The organism is Pseudoalteromonas ruthenica, assembly GCF_008808095.1.
GTDB lineage: Bacteria > Pseudomonadota > Gammaproteobacteria > Enterobacterales > Alteromonadaceae > Pseudoalteromonas > Pseudoalteromonas ruthenica.
Window position 1 is genome coordinate 278,288 of sequence record NZ_CP023397.1, and the last position, 17,976, is coordinate 296,263.

Genomic DNA, 17,976 nt, shown 5'->3' on the forward strand with positions numbered 1-17,976 from the left:
AGGAGCTACACCATGCAGAACCTCACCCTCAAAACCATTTTCATTGGTTTTGTGTTTGTCGCCCTGTTTGTGGTTACGTTAGTGACCGCACTCATTAATACTGGGCAGTTTTCCAGCCTTTATTATCGGCAAACTGAAACGCAGTTATTACCAGATACTGTTGGGCGAGTAGCGAATGAAATTAGAGCCGAGCTAATGTATCCCATTACGGTTTCAAAAACGCTGTCGCAAAACGCGATGTTGCATCAATGGGTGCGTGATGGCGAGCAAGGGAGTGCTCAGCATGGACTGGTGCTTGATTACTTTCGCGACTTACAGCAAAAATCCGGTGCTACATCGGTATTTTGGGTGAGCCGAGAAAGCCTGAATTATTACACCGAGAGCGGGCTGTTTAAGCAGGTATCGCGCAGTGAATCACGGGATAGCTGGTTCTTTGATTTCATTTCCAGCAGTGCCCAGCAGCAGTTGGCGCTGGATGCCAGTGAACAAGGTGGGCAACTGACTTTATACGTTAATACCTTAGTGAGTATTGATGGCCAGCGCGCAGGGGTTGCGGGACTGGGTTATGATGTGTCGAAAATTGCCAATATGGTGACCTCACGTAAAGTCGGCGAGCAAGGGTATCTGTTTTTGGTCGATGACACCCAGCGCATTATTGCTCATGAAAACAGCCGCTTTATTGGCAAAACGGTGGCCGATGTTAACCAGTTAGCACCAATGAGCTCGGCTCTTACTAGCAATGGCGGCGGTTTTGTACTCAATGAAACTGAGCTCGATGATGAAGCTGTCTATGGTGCGGTGATGCCCATTGAAGGCACCGAGTTGAAGCTGGTCGCGGTGTTGCCAGAGCATGAGATCTCCGGTGCGATTAACTCGGTTATTTGGACTTCGGTGCTTGCCAGTGTGGTACTTGCAGTGGTGTTCTTGGTGCTAACCATGTATTTTGCCAACTGGCTAAGCAGCCGCATTCGCACCGTGGGTGATGACCTCCTTGCCATGTCTGGGCAAGGAGGTGATTTAAGTACGCGCCTTGATGATAGCGTTGATAATGAGTTGGGGCATCTGGCCAAGGGCTTTAACGCCATTATTACTAAAGTCGCAGAGCTGGTGGATGAAATCAGTGTCACCGAACAAGCGATGCGCGAGGGCATTGCTGAGCTGGCTGATTTTTCCGATAAAACCTTCAGCGCCACAGAAAGCCAGCGCTCACAGACGGATCAGGTCGCGACAGCGATCACCGAAATGGGGCAAACGATTACCGAGGTATCCGATATTGCCCATCGTACCGCCAGTGATACCGAAGAAGCGGTGCGTGAAACGACCACCACCAACGACAATATGACGCTCACCGCGCAAACCATGCAAGAGCTCAACGATATTCTCAATAATGTGGATAGCAGCGTGGGTGAGTTTGCTAATCAGGCGGCAGAAATTAACTCGGTGGTGGAAGTGATCAATGCCATTTCCGAACAAACGAATTTATTAGCCCTGAACGCCGCTATCGAAGCTGCTCGCGCCGGTGAGCAAGGGCGTGGTTTTGCTGTGGTTGCGGATGAGGTGCGTTCACTGGCGCAGCGTACGCAAAAGTCTACCTCGGAGATCCGCGATCAAGTGGCGCGCTTGCAAAGCACTTCGACGCAATCACAAGAGGCCATCGCACGAGGCACAGAAAGTAGCCGCCAAGTCACTGAACACACGCAAACGGCGGTGGCGTCGCTGCGCGCGATTCAGCAAAAGTTTGAGGAAATCAGTCAGGGCAATCATCAGGTTGCCGCCGCCACCGAAGAGCAGGGCACCGTGGTTGAGCACATCAACCAGTCGGCCCATGAAATATCAGACAGTGCTGGCAGTATTCACTCTTATGCCGAGCAGCAGCAAAGCGCAACGCAAAGTTTATTAGCGCGGGCGCAGCACCTGCGCGATTTAGTGAGTCAATTTAAGGTTTAGAACAGATGCAGCGAAAGTCTGTCGGCGAATTGCTCCAGCGCATAAAGACCGGCGCTGGAGTTGCCAAAGGCATTGAGTTTGGGTGACCACACCGAGACTGCAAACTGCCCTGGGACAACGGCAACAATGGCGCCGCCTACTCCAGATTTACCGGGCATGCCGACGCGATATGCAAAATCGCCAGCGGCGTCATAAAGGCCACTGGTAAAGAGCAGCGAGTTCAATTGCGAGTTTTGTTTGCTGGTCAGAATGCGCTCGCCTGAGGCGATGTCGACACCACGATTAGCGAGATAGCCAAAGGTGCGCGCCAGTTCTTGGCAGTTCATTTCGATGGCGCAAAAGCCAAAATAAACCTTGAGCACTTCTTCCACATCATTTTCAAAATTGCCAAACGAGGTCATTAAGTGCGCCATGGCAGCGTTACGATGGCGGTGTTGAAACTCTGAGCGGGATACTGTTTGGTTGATACACACCCGAGGATTACCGCTGAGCCAACGCACCGTTTCTAACATATGGTGAGTGGGCGCGCTTAAGCGGGAGTAAAGTGCATCGCAGGTAACAATCGCGCCGGCGTTAATAAACGGGTTGCGCGGAATGCCTTGTTCAAATTCAAGCTGGGTAAGCGAGTTAAACGCGGTGCCTGAAGGCTCTTTGCCGACGCGGTGCCACAACGAGTTGCCATAGCGTTGCAATGCTAAAGTGAGAGTGAGTACTTTGGAGACCGATTGAATGGTAAAAGGCACTTCCACATCGCCGGTACTGAAGGTTTGCCCATCCACGGTATGCACCGCCATCGCAAACTGCTCACTATCGACCTCAGCCAAAGCCGGAATATAACTGGCCACCGCGCCCTCGAACTGCGACAATCGTGAACGTACATCGGCGTTAATGTCGTCAATAACCTGTTGAATATTCATCCGCTTCTTTCACTTGACTAAAACCCAATGATACGGAATATAACACCTATACGAAAGCGTAGCATTGCCCCAAATGATGGCCGCTTTTAGATAACCAATTGCTTTGGCCTCAAGGTATGGGCTCATGAGGCACACAATTAATAAACAATAACAGCGCAATGGACTGCTAAGCAGAGAAAAGAGAGTCATCAATGATAAGACGGTTAAGTAGTGCATTGCTGCTAAGTATGAGTATGTTGGTGGGCTGCGGTGGGTCAAGTTCCGACTCACAAGCGCCTGAAGGGCCGCCGCCCTATCCACCGCAAGGTAGTACATGGCAATGGCAATTATTGGGGGCGCTCAATAGCGAGTACGATGTATTCGCTTATGACATTGATTTGTTTAATACCGCTGCCGAGACCATTGCCAGCCTCCAACAGCAAGGGCGCTTCGTCATCTGTTATTTTTCAGCCGGAAGTTATGAATCTTACCGTGAGGATGCCGGCGAGTTTTTAGACTCCGAGCTTGGCAATACCTTGGCGAACTTTGCTAACGAACGTTGGTTGGACACGCGCAGTAGCAATGTCCGCGCTATCATGCGCGCGCATGGATTTGGCCGCTGCCAAAGGGTGTGATGCGGTGGAGCCGGATAATGTTGATGGTCACATTAATGACACCGGCTTTGCACTCACTCGTGAGAACAGCATTAATTGCAGCCAGTTTATCGCTGAATATGCGCGCTCGCTCGGCTTGTATGTGGGTCTCAAAAACAATGTTGGCCTGGCGCAAACCTTGGAGCCTTACTTTGATTTTGCGGTTAATGAATCGTGCTTTCGCTTTAATGAGTGTGCACGCCTAGCCCCTTTTGTTGATGCTAAAAAGGCGGTTTTTCATGTGGAATATTTGTCGGTGGCTGAGGTCGGCAGCGGTGAACTGCAACGAGTCTGTGCACAAACCGAGCCGCTGGGCTTTTCCACCTTGGTGCTGCCCACGGCATTGAATGACGCGTATCGCTTTAGCTGTCGCGAGCAATGAGCGCTTTACTTATTAGCGTTGCAGCATAAAGGTCTCATATTCGAGGCGGTTAAACTGACGATTTAGCATCACTAATCCCAAGACGGTGCTGATCAGCATGGCTAAAGCAAAGCCGTAGCCATAGACCTCAGGCCCAAGCTGAATGGAGAGCTCGGTGAGCATCAAGTTAGCGAGGGTCATCACCGTCACTAGGGCCGTGGCCTGATAACGTTTATCTAAATAAAACATAACGTTGAGTATGGCCATTAGAATAACTTGCAAAGACACGCCGACTAAATCGACATACAGCAAGTGTAGATACGCGAGGTCTATTTTCAGCAGTGTGAGAATTTCTTCACTCCACAACAGCAGCAATGCGAGGGTGATCCCTTGCACTTTAAAAATTTGATATAAGCTGTCTTTGCAGTGCAATACCATTTGGTCTTTAAGTAAGTACACCGACTCCAAGGTGCCGCCTTCGCGCACCGTTTGGTAAAACCGCTCGTTCGAGGCGGCAAAGTCGGTCTCCATGTGCAGCATAAACACCGCCATGCCAGGAATAATGGCGAGGTATGCGATAAAAATTGGCAAATCATAAATATATGAGGCGCGGAACATATCGATAACGGCAAAAGACACCTCGGGGTGTAGCCAAAATACAAACTTATCTACCCACACCCCCAAGTTATAAAGCAACCCACATAAGGCGAGCGAGTAAAAAGCTTGCTTGCGATTTAAAAACTGAAAGGCGATAAGCGAACCGGCGCTGTAATTGCGTAAAATAAAAAAGAGTAAAACAAAGGTGATCAGCCCCTGACACGCGGCAAAGATCATCAATAGCCCCAAAATACCGTAAGGTGGCAGTAACCATGAAGCCAGCACCATCAGGGTGTAGCCAATCGCTAAGGTGGCGACAATCCGATAATACTGCTTCATACCGCTTAGGAATACGATGATTAACCACAGGTTGCACAGCACCACAAAGCCGCATAACAACGCCATTTTCACTGCTGCATCTAACGATGTATTGGCCAGTACCGCAATACCAATGGCTGTGCCAAGCGCCGAAACAATTAACATGCAGCCTAATAAATTTGGCGTTACCTTGTGATCTTTGCCTTCAAATAGCCGGTCGGAGATAAACCGTGTGAGTAGCAGTTGGAACATACCACTGAGGATCAGGGAGCCAGCCATCATGTAAGTGACTAGCACTAGGTACTGTATGATCAGAATGTTAGGGAACACTCGACCGATGCTTATCATACCGATGATCATCAGCGCTAAAATGGATAGCACCCAGGGCCCTGAGCCCACAACTGCCGCCAAGCCGTATGCTTCGAGGTAAGAGAGCAGGGTGTTTTTCTTTAATATTCGGCGTAGCTCAAAGCCTATTCCTGCCATGTCAAATGCTCCTCATACAGTGCTTGGTAGCGCTCATACATCGTATGTTCTTGATAATATGCTTGCACTCGGCGATAACCGTTATCACCCATTTGTCGCCAGCGCTGGTCATCTTCCAATAGCGCCAGCAAGGCCTCACTGGCTTGGTTGGGGTCGGCTATATTTGTTACATAGCCACAGCGTCCAAGTTGTTGGTCGTGTTCGTTCATACCTTCAAGAATTTCGCGGCATGAGCCAACTTCTGAGGCCACACAAGGGATACCTGCGGCCATGGCTTCAAGTAGCACCAGGGGTTGCGCCTCACTGATGGAGGTGAGCATACACACGCCAAGTTTGGGAAGAATTTCGGCAACATTTTGCATGCCCAAGAACAGCACGTTGTCTTGCAGCCCCAAGCTATTAACCAGCAGTTCGCACTCGCGAACATAGCTTGGATCTTCCTCGGTGGGACCAATGATCCACCCTTGTAGTTCTGGTTCGCTATTAAGGGCCACACGAATAGCACGAATAAACGTTTTAATATCCTTAATGGGCACCACGCGACCAATTAACCCCGCGACTTTAGGCGCCTGTTGCGGTCGCTTGGCGTAAGCCTCACTGAAGCGCTCCATACTGATACCGTTGACAATTACCCCGGTTTTATCGGCCGGTGCGCCGTCTTTTATTTGCCGCTGTCTATTGCCTTCATACAAAGCGACAATGCTATCTGCTTGGTCGTAGGCGGTACGCCCTAATTGCTCAAAAAAATCTATCCAGGTTTGCCGTGTTTGCTCCATTTTTTTATGGATACTGGTGTCCAGTGCACTGTGGCGGTCTTTGATCCAGCTTGCTTGAGTGAGATCGATTTTGCGCTCTTTGGTATAAATGCCGTGCTCGGTTAATAAATAAGGCACCTGCTGTTTTTGTTTTGCCAAGGCGCCGAGAAACCCCGCATAACCGGTCGAAATACTGTGAAATAGCCGCGCAGGGGGCAGGTTTTCAGCCACTTTGACTAAGGTGAATAGGGGGCTGTAAATGTTGCGAAAGGTCCAAAAGTAATCCACAAACGATTGGTTTTGCGCGTGTTGGAAATACAAATCAACAATCACATCCCAAGAGCGCTCGCTGTATAAAAAGTCATCATAACTTAGGCCATGCTTTTTACCCAAGTTAGCCAACAAGCCTTGTAAATGCTCACCATCTAAGGTTTGCTCTGGGTTTTTAAAACGTGAGATGACATTTTGCCAAAGGCTGAAGGCGGATTTTTTCCCGCGTCGAGCGCGCGGTGCCAGCAAGCCGTCTTTATCCATCAAGTAATGGGTCTCCATGCCGACCACATTGTCGGGCAAGGTGTAATGTTGCTGTTGATAAAAAGAGCGGCTCCCGCCTATAAATACAAGGTAAAAGTTAAGGTGGCTAAGGCCACTGATCAGCTGATGCACCCAGCTTGATACACCGCCGCGCACGTAAGGGTACGTGCCCTCTAACAATAAACACACATCAATACGCTTCACGACGCCAAAACTCCCTTAATTCATTTAGCGCGTCACCGGGTTCGGTGGGCAGGTGACTGACTAATAAAGCGGCATGATCGTAATCGCCCTGAGCAAAAGCGGCCTCGGCTAAATAGGGCGCCACTTGTTTTAATAACAGGCCGCGATGACGCGCTTTTTCTAGATACTGCGTGGCTAAATCATATTCTTGTAATTCCAGCAGCACCCGGCCGAGTTGTAACTCACTGCGCGGTGAAGGGGTGAGGGCTTCGGCTTGCAGTAGGTAACTTTTCGCTTGCTCTAAGTAGTGATTGCGCAGCGGCCCTTCAGCGATGCCAAGGTAGCATAGCTCCCAATACAGCTCAGCAATTTGAAAGTGCAATGAGGCTTGTGCGCCTTCGCTTAGTTTGTTTTTCAATGCGTCAATGTTGCGGTTGATACCAAATTCTATTTTTTCGATGGCGGCGTAGGCAAGTAAACGCACGTCATCGACCTTATCAGTCAGCGCTAACTTAAGCAGTGGCACCGCCACGCGCTCTGGTAAAAAGCGACAGGCATTGACCGCAATCAGGCGACGCTCATCGGAGGGATTAAACAACAAAATATCTTTCAGTGCGGCGGCACCAAATTGGCTTTGTTCTAATTGCTCTGGGTGCAGAGGTAATTCCAAGCTTTCGGAGCGCTCCCATAGTGCTGGCTGCTTTTTCTTCGGAAAATACAAGGCGACGATAAAAATCGTCGCCAACCCCAGCATACCGACCATGGGCATACTAAACGCAATGACAAAAATAAAGGTAATAGCACCGATAACGGGTTGTTTATAACGTCGCGGCAGCGCCAGCCAACACACTAAGGTGAAGGTTCCCGCAGCGGCGCCGTGGCTGGCAGCATAACTTAACCAGCCGAGCAGGCTAAGGTCTTGCTCGCCGAGTAGGTAAAGGCTTGCCGACTCAAAGAGAATCGTTTGAAGAATCAGCCAAATCTTCATCGAACGCTCCTAAGTCTTCGAGCAAGGTATTTACCTGCTGGTATTGCTCAAATACCAACAGCGGACCAAATACGTCTAAATCGCCTTCGGCAATGGGAGCATTATTGGCAAGGATACTGCGGATCCGCTGCACAAATTGCTCTGCTTCCATCACTGTGGTCATCGGTAACAGCACGCACAATGCTTGGCGGCCATCTTCTCGCTCGCAAGACCAGTAAATATCGGCACCACGGCGAAAATCGGTAACATGTTCTAAATCGAGATGTTGCCCTTCACTGTTGTCGTAAAACACCACCATGGCGCTATCTGCACCGTAATGGCGCTTATACCACAGTTGGTTTTCCAAATACTGGCGGAACAGTTGGCGTTGTTCGGGTTTGAGAATGGGTGCGAACAACTGGTGTGACATAAAGTTGGCAATATAACCGGCCAGTAATGCAATCAGGGCAATATTACTTTGCGTGAGGGACACAAACTTGACCTTCTCTGCAAGCACCACCCCTTGTAGCTCGCCGCTGACATCAACCAGGGGGATCACCAACTGATAATTGAGATTATACTCATCGCTGTCGATAAAGTTCGCCGGAGAAAGTACAGCCTTGGAGGTGTACACATCTTGCAGCATTAAATCATCTGCGATAAGGGCGTGTTCACTGCCAATGGTGGCCAGGGCGCCGGGCACCAGCTTGCCGTCACGTATTTCGTATAAGCCTGCTTGATACATGGTAATCACATCAGCAAATACTTGGAGGCTCTTTTGGGCCAAGTTGGCAAGGCGATTTTCCGCATGGCCGGAGGCCGCTTGTTGGAGTAGTTGAATGCCAGTACGTAGGCTCATTTGTTTACCGGCGGCGCGCTGCTCAAGCTGGTCGTGGGATATCTTCAATAAATGGTAATTTTGCGTAAAGCTTTTTAGCTTTTGTTCCATATAGCGGTGGTTTAGCTCAAAGCGCTGGTTGATATCATGCCAGTGATCGCGAAATTCGCCCACCAACATGGTCACCACTGCTGTGCCCACAGACACAGATAGGCTAATTGATACTTCGGTGGCGATAAAATTATCGACCACACCGACACTCACAAGTAACAGCACGAAGCTCATCATTCCGCGACCAAACCCGTAGCGCAGGGCGATGACAAGGGGCCCCAACATCGGCCAATAAAAGTAATCAGTGGCGTGTTCATGAGCGAGGCTGGCTTGATACACCCAGATGCTCAGGGCAATAAAGGTGATAAAGACCAGTTCAAACCAGGCGATAGGCTGGTGGTCACTGCCAAAAAGCAGGCGCCTGATAACGGCATTGAGGCCACGACGTTTACTGTGAGGCATAGCGCGACTAATCCCAGTCTAATTCATCAATCAGGGTATCGATGGCCTCAAGTGCGACCTGCGAGAGCGACTCACGGCCCCATCCTGTTTTTGATGTGGAACCACGCCAAAGTTCATTGCCACTGCTATCTGCAAGGGTCAGTGTCAGCCCCACAGCTGGCTCACCATCCAAGCCATACTTATATTGCCATTCTTGTACTGAACCAGACATCACATAGCCCGGCTGTTGTTCACTCAGCCACCGCTGTGCCTCTTGATTACGCTGGGCAGGCTCAAGGCTCGCCTGTAAATCACCCACTTGTTGCTTGGGGTAGAGTGTTACCTTCAACCCTTGCTCAGCAAGTGCAGATGCCAGCAGTTGCTCGGCCTGAGCCTGCGCCATGGGCATATTTGACTGATTTGCCAAGGGCATAATATAAACCTGTTGATTGGCGCTGAGCGTCGGGCTTTCACCGGCATAGTGCGTTGCGCAACCACTGAGTATGAAGGCCAAAGCCAATGCCATTATTGTTTTCATCATTTTATCCTCACATCAAAAGTCGATAAAGTATCCCACGTTGAGTGTTAAGCTCTCACGGCCATTTTGGTCGGCACTTTGCCACACACCCTTTATGAAAAATTCATCATTGCCAAATGCTTGCACACCCAGCCCTACGTTAGCCGAATAATCGACGCGTTGCTCAATAAAGTTATAACCCACGGCAGTATCAAGCCAATAGCGCATACCTGGGGTGTTTCGTCCAGGCTGTGAGACTTCACCACGCAGCAACGATTGGCCCAACGCTAAACGTCGGTATTTAGGGGTTAGAAAATCCACAGCTCTAACTGGCTCTGGGCGCTGCAAGTGTGCTGTTAATCGCTGTAATGGCCGCTCGTCCAAGGTATTCTCCTGGTGGTCATATTGCGCAAACACCTGCCAACTTGGAGTAAAGTTGAATTGCTCACTCAGACGCACGCTGCTTTGCCATTGTTGACCGATAGGCTCACCAAAATCGGAATGAAATAGCGCCCGCGAAATATTTATATTTACTTGCTCGTAGCGCGTTGGCTGCCAGCTCAGTTGATAGGCGAGCCTATCCTCATTGCCGAACATGTAGAGATTTTCACTTTGCTGCGAGGGCATGCTGTGACGCACACTCAAGGTGTGGCTTAGACGTCTATCTGATTGCCACGTTGCGCTTGCATGCTGACCAAATACCGTGTTGGTATCGCGCTCGCTAATGGCAATACCAAAGTGCAGGTCTTGCCAACTCGGTCGAGCGCGTATCCGCCAATCTAGATTCACACTCTGGTCTTGGTAATGATCGATTAGGGTTGAGGCGGGGTCGCCGCTATCATGTTGATAAGAGAGCGCCATATGACCATCGCCTAAAGGACGATAATAGCTAAGCTGCTCTGTGCTTAGCTGCCACGTATCAAGCAGACTATGTTCAAAACGCACACCATGAGCATGGCGGTCGTGTTGGGCTGCTAAAAAGCGTTGCAATGGTGCTAAATCTTGTTTGGCGACACCACCATTAAGGGCTTGTTGGCCCAGTTGCCATGCGGCAAAATTATCACCTAATAGCGAGAGTGCTGTGGCCCGCTCAGTGGCGGTCAGTGTTGTTGATTGGTAAGCCAAAGTACGCGCTTGCGAGTGGTTGCGCTGTGCCAGCGCTAAAGACAATAAAATGCTGTCATTGAACTGCTCGGAAGCGATGACTTGATGGGCTTGTAACAAGGCTATCTTTTGTAAGGCTCCAAGCGTTGGGTCGCTAAACAAGGCATTGATATCAGCGCCACCGTTGCCTTGGTGCAGATGCCAATTGAGCTGTGCGCTGGCATAGGCGGGCGATACTAAGGTGCGCAGCAATGATACGTAGCTAATTTCGCCGTCCTGGAGGGCGCGAAGCTCAGCACTTAATTGTGTGAGCACTTGCACGCGCAAGCGTTGAGCCTGCGCTAAAGCACCTTGGTTTTGCAACAGCGAAGCCCAGGCTAATTTATCAGCGGCGGTGCTTAACTTGGCGTTATCTAACTTGCGATACCAGCTATCAGCATGAGTATATTCGCCCAGTTGCTGCGCCGCATAAGCTAACGCTTGATACATGGACGCAGTTTGCTGGTTGTGTGGTGCTAAATACCAGTACAACTCACGCAGCCATGGGGTGTCTTGACTGTCTATCGCCAGCCACAATGCACTTTGTTGCACGTTCGGGTTATGCGGGTACTGGGTGAGTAATGTACTTAGCAGCTCTTTGGCGCGAGTATGGTGTTTTTTATACATGGCTAAACGCACGCGCAATAGCTGCACGGATAAGCGTTTATCGCCACTGTGATCGGCTGTTAAGGCGTCGCTGGCACGTTTTATCAGTGCTGCATTTTGCTCGCTGAGGCCATATTCTAGGAGATGATTGAGCACCACAATGCTTTTTGTTTGCGCATAATAAAGCCACAAGGTATCTAGGCTTTGTTGGTCTAGCTTATTGTGGGTGGCAATCAGTAAGTAGGGGTCCAAACTGGTATCGCCTCGATGCACACGAGCACGCTGAAAACGCTGTTGTAATGGCCTGTTTGCGATATAGGTCGCCAGCTCTTGTAAGTTGGTAAGCTGCTCTACATCTAAGGCTTCTTCATCGCTGTATCGATAAAGTAGCATCAGTGCCTTATCTACCTCGCCAATCGCGACAAAGCTTTGCGCAAAGTAATTCAAGTTGATGTAGTCGTATGTCGGCTCAAGCGGCAAAGTTGCCCACAAGGCCGTGGCTTGCTTTGGTGCGCCGACAAAATTATAAAAACGCGCGAGTTGGAACCAATAAAACTCTCGAGCTGGAAAGCGCTGATGCAGCGTTTGCAAATGCGTGAGGGTCGTTTGTGCGCCTAGGGCTTTGTCACTGAAGTCGACCCATTGTTTAAGGGTGCTATCATCGAGCTCGTCTTTGAGTGCTAGCTGATAGTAAAAGTCGCTCAAAGCAAATAGGTCACTCTCTGCTAAAGCTTCACTGACACCTTGCCACAGAAGGGCTTTGTCAGGTTGCGTGGCAATAATTTGCTTTGCAAGTACCAGCGCACTGGCGGTATCGCCCAGCCAAAGATAGTAATCATGAAGTTGGCGCTTATCGGCTAAAGTAGGTGCAACACTCAAAACTTTAGCAAGCCACACTGCGGCTTGTTCAATATCACCCACCTCAGCAAAGCGTTCACTGGCCTGGCGCCAATCAGCGGGATCAGTACTTTGTTTGGCCTTACTCGCACTTATTTGGGCTGCTAACGTTGGCTTGTTGGCGGCCCGTAAAAAATTAATACTCAACTGCAAACAGGTGTTGTCACACTGATGCTGATGGCGGCGAATAAGCGCCTCACCTTGTTGCCAGTGTTGTTGGGCGCTATATAACCCAAGTAACTGCTCAAAGTGCGCATCTGAGGGTTGTTGCTCGTACAAGGCTTGGCTGTGAAAAATAGCCCGCTCTTTAAGCCCCGCCTGCAACGCTAAAGACAATAAAGCCTGATGTTCACCTTGTTGTTGACTTAGCAACTGATAAGCAAGGCGAGGCTCGCCTATTTGCAAGGCATAGCTGGCAAAGTGTTGGCGTTGTGATGAGTTGAGCTCTGGCACTAGGGCGTTTAAATAATCGATTAATTGTCTGCGCGCCGTTGGGTCTTGGCGCTGTATCAGTCGCAGTAGGCTGTCGGCGTAGAGCGTTTGCGCTTGCGCAAGTAAAGCGGAGTCGGCAAATTTAGTTAGCGGTGTTAGCTGGGCCAAGCTTTGATGATATTGATCGAGCTTGAAATGCTGCTTTGCGAGGGTTAAATCCAGTTTTAAACTCGGTACTTGGTTGCTTTTAAGCACGTTCAAGAAGGCGATGGCCACAGTGGGGTCTTGCGCGTCTTCAAGCATGTCAATCAGCAGAGCGCGATTGGGTTGCAGTATCCACAACAGCGCCAACGTTACCGTTGCAAGGGTGATCAGCGCACGACGACTCATCAACACGATACGCTTGTCGCCGCGAGGGTCGCCCTTGGTGTGAATACGCGCTGGCGGGTTCATCGTTATTGACCCTGCCCCGGGCAATGGAGCTCAACATGGTAGCGTCCACGCTTAGAGCTGCGAATTGTCCATTGATTAGCTGCTTTATCAAGTGTAAGCGCGGGGTCGCTGAGCTTGTTTACTTGGCATGAAACGACATTATCTAACGTTAGTTGCAAATCACGATGAGCCAGCACCGTAAAGCGTAACCTCTCTCCTTGCCATTGCCAGTGCTCAATCACCGCGTTGGCTTTAGCTAAATAGGCACGGTTAGAAAACGCCGCCGTATCGCCTTGGCTAAGCGATAAAGTTGAGCGTGGCTGTACTAAGGTGATGTAGTTGCCATCCGGGCCTGGGGTGACCCCCGCGATGCCTTCACTGTCACCATCTGGCAGTTGATTGCTAGCGATACGCAACGATTTTACGCCGGTACTGGTAATATGCCAGTTATCATCATCAATGGCGCGAGCCACCCCAGTTTCATAAAGCGTGCGCGCACGGTGGGCGTATTCGCTTAAGTACAGTGGTGTTAATTCGTGCTTCTCTACCCAATCATAGAGGTGATCTAATGCGCCTAAAGAAGCAGGATAAACCCCGGAATACATATGGTAGTAAATGCTCACAGGCTTTAAGCGTCGTGGCGCACCGAGTAATTCAAAGGTTTCACTAGCACGGGCAAAGCCTCGGTAGTTTTCAGTCCACAGCTCTGTGTAGAGGTTTTCGTTCATCACCGCAGCGTAGACTTGAATGCCGTCTTTATACCAGTTTAGGTGTGGGTATACTTGGGCAATAGAGTAGTTGTCGTTGAGTACATAGGTGTTGCCGCCATTGACGTTGTATAAATCGAGTTGCCTGGTTTTAGCAATGACATCGGCGGTTGGGTCGGCCATGCCAGACCACAAGAACACCTCCACTTGCTTATGTTTAGGGGCTAGATGCTCGTTGATATAACGCACACTGCCAAACACTTCACGGTCATAATCAAGGGTGTAATTGGGGACCGGTAAGGAATCACCATAGAGCTTTTCTTTCGCATCAATACGGTCGTCCCAAAAGAAAGGGTGGCTAAAGGTGTGCGAAGCAATTTCAACGTTATCAAGCGCGAAGGTTTGCCGCGCTATTTCCTCTAGCTCATTGGCAATGTCAGGGTATAAGCCATGAGGAGCAACTTCCGCTTCAACCACTGAAACCGTATGGGGGAGGGGCGATTTTTTCAGCACATTATTGAGTATTGATGCGCCAGCATAGGGGCGCCCAGGAAGCCAAGCGACTGAGGGGAAACCATCGCCATCGATGTGCGCGGTAACGATGCGCAGCCCGGATTCTGTGGTGACATCGGGCACCGGAATAGCAGCAAGAGAAAACAGTGGCATTAGGTGCGCAAATGGCTCTAGTGGCCAACGGTTGCGATCGCCTATTAACTCTTGGACCGTCAGAGGTTCAAGAAACAGCCCACCCCAGGGCATACGCGCTACGCCCACGCCCGTATTGCCTTGGCTATCATTAATGCTCACTAACGCCGGTGTGCGTGAATCAGTTAACTGATATCGAGGAAATTGTTTGGGCGCAGCATGGGGCATGGGGTAGGTGAGCTTGGCTCCGCTACTTTCAAGCGCGCCGATGTAACTGCCGTTTTCACGTATCCCTAAACGCGCTAGCAAGGCTTCATCATCGGGAAGCTCACCGATAATGACTGTTGGCCGCTGAGAAATACTGCGCAGTAGCAGCTGTTGAGCATCTAAATGCTGATAACTGGCTTGGGGGAGCCAAAACGCGACGCCGGCGAACCGATTCAAGTCAAGTTGTGAAAGGCGACCATCACGAATATCAACGCATTGGGGAACATAGCCTTGATACTCAATTAAGGTGGCTAAATATTTATGACACGCAGACTGTTTTTTTAGCACTACGCTCGAGTCATAGACCCCCAGTACTCGCCGACGAACAGGGTAGTGCAAAGAGACCCCAAACTGCTGTAATAAGCCGTCGCTGACATAGGGGGTGAAGCCTAAAGCAGCGATTTCTTTTGCTGCCGCGACTCTGGCTTCTACACCCGCTGGCAGGTAGTCAATCACAATGGCCTCAATGCCCAAGCCCTCAATGTGCTCAAGCTTGGCGCGAAGCCACTGGATATCGCTATCGCTTTGGCGAGTATAGTCATTCTTGGTTATATCAAAGCCGTACATCAGTGATTCGGCGACCACCGCTTGCGGCGGCTGGGCCAGCTTGTCGACCAATTCAAAGCCGCGATTGAGCATCACCGGCAGTGATGTGGCGATATTATCGACGAGCGAGACAAGCGCTTGTTGTTGCGAGGCATGCTGTTCGCGAGGCAGTGCAAGTTGATAACTATCTAAGGTATCGAGAAAAACACCGCTGAATCCTTGACGCTGATAGCGCTCAGTTTGCTGTTGCAGATGTTGACGCCACACAGGTGATGCCGCATCCATAATTTCGGCTTGCCAGGCGCTGTTACGGCCCATGCTTGCGGCGTCTAAAAGCCGGGTATCTGCGCCTAGGTATTCCCCCACACTGAGATATGCATACACTTGCGTATTGGCATTTTTTAATTGCTGTAACTGGCGTTTTGACAGCTGCTCCGGTGACACCACAACCCGCTGATAGCTTATAAGCTCGCGCACGGAGTCAACTTCGCCGTAATAAAAAGCGATTGACTGTTCGTAGTGGGTGGATGCAACTGCTCTTGTAGGCTGCGCTATTAAACCCGAGACAACCAGAGCAACAACCACAGTGAAAACAAATTTACATTTAGTCAATAGTAATACTGCCAATTAACTTAAACCAAGTGACGATGTGCGGCTGGGTAAGCCCTTTAATAGGTTGCTACAAACTGCTGCTGTTGAAACTAATTCTTTAGGGTGAGTTTGTCGCTATTATGTCACATTCCTGGGTAATGCGTCTACGCAATAATTTACCTAGGGTGAACAAAGGTAAACAACTTACCGATAAGATGTATTGTTTATGCAAAACTGACCGACAACGGCTCTGTACCCAGCGAATTCTTTGCAATTTCGCGCAGAGCTTAACTAGACTGAACTAAGTAATAAATTACAGCAGCTTACAACACCATCACTGTTTAGTATCGCAGCTGCTATTTTTTTGCCAAGCAAATGCTATCTATGAAGTATAAGTTTTTGTTAATATAGAGTTTTATACGTGCAGCATGGCACGGGCGTCGTAACAGGGAATCATTAATGAGAAATAACCAACCCATCACCGCTAGTGAAAAGCGTTTTCCTCCCGAGCAAAAGCTCATTTCCGTCACTGATTTAAACGGCACTATCCTTGATTGTAACCAAGCGTTTGTCGATATCAGTGGCTTTAGCCGCGACGAATTGGTTGGCCAACCTCACAATATTGTCCGCCATCCCGATATGCCACCTGCGGCGTTTAAAACAATGTGGGGTTACCTAAAGCAAGGTAAAGCGTGGATGGGGCTAGTAAAAAACCGCTGTAAGAATGGTGACTACTACTGGGTTGATGCTCATGTTTCGCCCATTACCGAACAAGGTAAAGTGGTAGGGTATGAATCGGTACGCACCAGCCCACAACGTGAGGATGTTGCCCGCGCTGAGGCACTTTACGCGCGCATCAGAGACAATAAAAGCACGTTCACGCTGCCTAACAATACTGAATTTTATGCCTTGGGTCTTGCCCTCGCAGTCGCTTTTATTATCTTCCTAAGTGGCAACACTGTCGCCGCCGAGGCGGTGGCCTTAGTGAGTGTATTAGTGTTTGCCGGATTTAATACCTTTTCTCGGGTGCGTTTGAAAAAACGCCTAGACACACTCATAGGCGATCGCTTCTGCGACCCACTCGCGGTGCAAAGCTACTGCGATCATGGTGGCCCTTTGGGGCGTTTAAGCGTAGCGGTGAAATCAGACAGGGCGCATTTAAATACCATCTTAACGCGTATCGATAATGCCGCGAACCGTGTTGCTGCAGATGCCAGCAGCAGCTATTCCATGTCGGTCGATGCGAGAGAGAAAATAGACGCTCAGCATCAGCAAACCGAGCAAGTCGCCACGGCAATGAACGAAATGACGGCCACCATTGGCGAAGTATCACAAAATGTACAGCTGACCTCTGAGCAAGCCAGCGAGGCCAATGATTTGGCCTCAGAAGGAGCCGCAGTGGCAGATAAGACTCGTCAATCTATTGAAACCTTAGGGCACACGGTGCAGCAAATAGGTGACTCGGTACAAGGGGTCTCAGAGCAGTCAGCCTTGATTGCGCAAGCGGCGCAAATGATTGAACAAATTGCTGAGCAAACCAACCTATTGGCACTCAATGCGGCGATTGAAGCGGCGCGTGCTGGTGAGCAAGGCCGAGGCTTTGCGGTGGTAGCTGATGAGGTAAGGCAACTTGCACAACGCACACAGAAATCGACCGGGGAGATCCAGGGGATCATTAGCGAGCTCAATAGCCGCAGTGAGCAGGCGGTCACTATTGCTGAGCAAGGGCGTAAAGAGTCGCAACAAGGCCTTGATGAAGTGCAACTAAGCACCGAAAAACTCAGTGGTATTGCTCAGGCGGTGGCCAATATTAACGACATGGCGAATCAAATGGCTGCGGCTGTTGAAGAGCAGGCTCATGTGGCTGAGGATATTAACCAGCAAGTGGTCAGTATTGCCGGCCTGGCTGATGATAGTCAGCAAAGCTCGGATTAAGCGCAACAAGCTATTACTCGCTTAACAACTGTATCAGATGAACTCTGTGAGCTGGTGGTGCGCTTCTCTCGCTCACATGATTAATACCTAAACTGTCAGCGCGCTGAGCGTGCTGACTAGGCCTATCACCGCCTGAGTAACGCTTATGGCGGTGAACCTGCTTGCACACGTGTCACTCTTAACTCCCCCGTCAACCCTTTTCCCAGTGCTTGTGAACGGCAAGTAAAAACC

Annotated in this window: 10 protein-coding genes and 1 pseudogene; 3 read left to right on the top strand and 8 right to left on the bottom strand. The window is 49.9% G+C overall.

Annotated features, from left to right (window positions below; all coding sequences use genetic code 11):
- Window positions 1-12 precede the first annotated feature (12 nt).
- A complete protein-coding gene (locus PRUTH_RS16510) occupies window positions 13-1,947 on the top strand; it encodes a methyl-accepting chemotaxis protein (RefSeq protein WP_151173926.1) in 1,935 nt (644 codons plus the stop codon).
- Here the strand turns inward: PRUTH_RS16510 and glsB are convergent.
- Entirely contained in the window at window positions 1,944-2,864 is a 921-nt protein-coding gene (glsB, locus tag PRUTH_RS16515; RefSeq protein ID WP_045980603.1) for a glutaminase B, read from the bottom strand. The genes PRUTH_RS16510 and glsB overlap by 4 nt on opposite strands.
- Window positions 2,865-3,097: 233 nt before the next feature.
- Here glsB and PRUTH_RS16520 point away from each other — a divergent pair.
- Window positions 3,098-3,878: pseudogene (locus PRUTH_RS16520) on the top strand (endo alpha-1,4 polygalactosaminidase).
- Window positions 3,879-3,890: 12 nt separating this feature from the next.
- On the opposite strand, the gene pelG reads toward PRUTH_RS16520, so the two are convergent.
- From pelG to PRUTH_RS16555, 7 genes are read right to left on the bottom strand one after another with little or no spacing between them, the layout of a single operon-like run.
- Entirely contained in the window at window positions 3,891-5,258 is a 1,368-nt protein-coding gene (gene pelG / locus PRUTH_RS16525) for an exopolysaccharide Pel transporter PelG (RefSeq protein ID WP_151173927.1), read from the bottom strand.
- Window positions 5,246-6,751: a GT4 family glycosyltransferase PelF gene (gene pelF, locus PRUTH_RS16530; RefSeq protein ID WP_151173928.1), complete on the bottom strand. Its 1,506-nt coding sequence runs from the start codon at window positions 6,749-6,751 to the stop codon at window positions 5,246-5,248. Before pelF ends, pelG begins: the two co-directional genes overlap by 13 nt.
- Window positions 6,738-7,718, bottom strand: coding sequence for a hypothetical protein (locus PRUTH_RS16535; protein ID WP_138548389.1), 981 nt, complete (start codon window positions 7,716-7,718; stop codon window positions 6,738-6,740). Before PRUTH_RS16535 ends, pelF begins: the two co-directional genes overlap by 14 nt.
- A complete protein-coding gene (locus PRUTH_RS16540) occupies window positions 7,681-9,048 on the bottom strand; it encodes a PelD GGDEF domain-containing protein (RefSeq protein WP_151173929.1) in 1,368 nt (455 codons plus the stop codon). The genes PRUTH_RS16535 and PRUTH_RS16540 overlap by 38 nt, the downstream gene beginning before the upstream one ends.
- Window positions 9,049-9,055: 7 nt before the next feature.
- Complete coding sequence (locus PRUTH_RS16545; RefSeq protein ID WP_151173930.1) at window positions 9,056-9,568, bottom strand: hypothetical protein; 513 nt, start codon at window positions 9,566-9,568, stop codon at window positions 9,056-9,058.
- Window positions 9,569-9,580: 12 nt separating this feature from the next.
- Window positions 9,581-13,075: a tetratricopeptide repeat protein gene (locus PRUTH_RS16550; protein ID WP_151173931.1), complete on the bottom strand. Its 3,495-nt coding sequence runs from the start codon at window positions 13,073-13,075 to the stop codon at window positions 9,581-9,583.
- Between the two features lie 2 nt (window positions 13,076-13,077).
- Window positions 13,078-15,831, bottom strand: coding sequence for a bifunctional glycoside hydrolase/polysaccharide deacetylase family protein (locus tag PRUTH_RS16555; protein ID WP_170268997.1), 2,754 nt, complete (start codon window positions 15,829-15,831; stop codon window positions 13,078-13,080).
- A gap of 438 nt (window positions 15,832-16,269) precedes the next feature.
- Between PRUTH_RS16555 and PRUTH_RS16560 the strand changes: the two genes are divergently transcribed.
- Complete coding sequence (locus PRUTH_RS16560) at window positions 16,270-17,745, top strand: methyl-accepting chemotaxis protein (protein ID WP_306669456.1); 1,476 nt, start codon at window positions 16,270-16,272, stop codon at window positions 17,743-17,745.
- Window positions 17,746-17,976 lie beyond the last annotated feature (231 nt).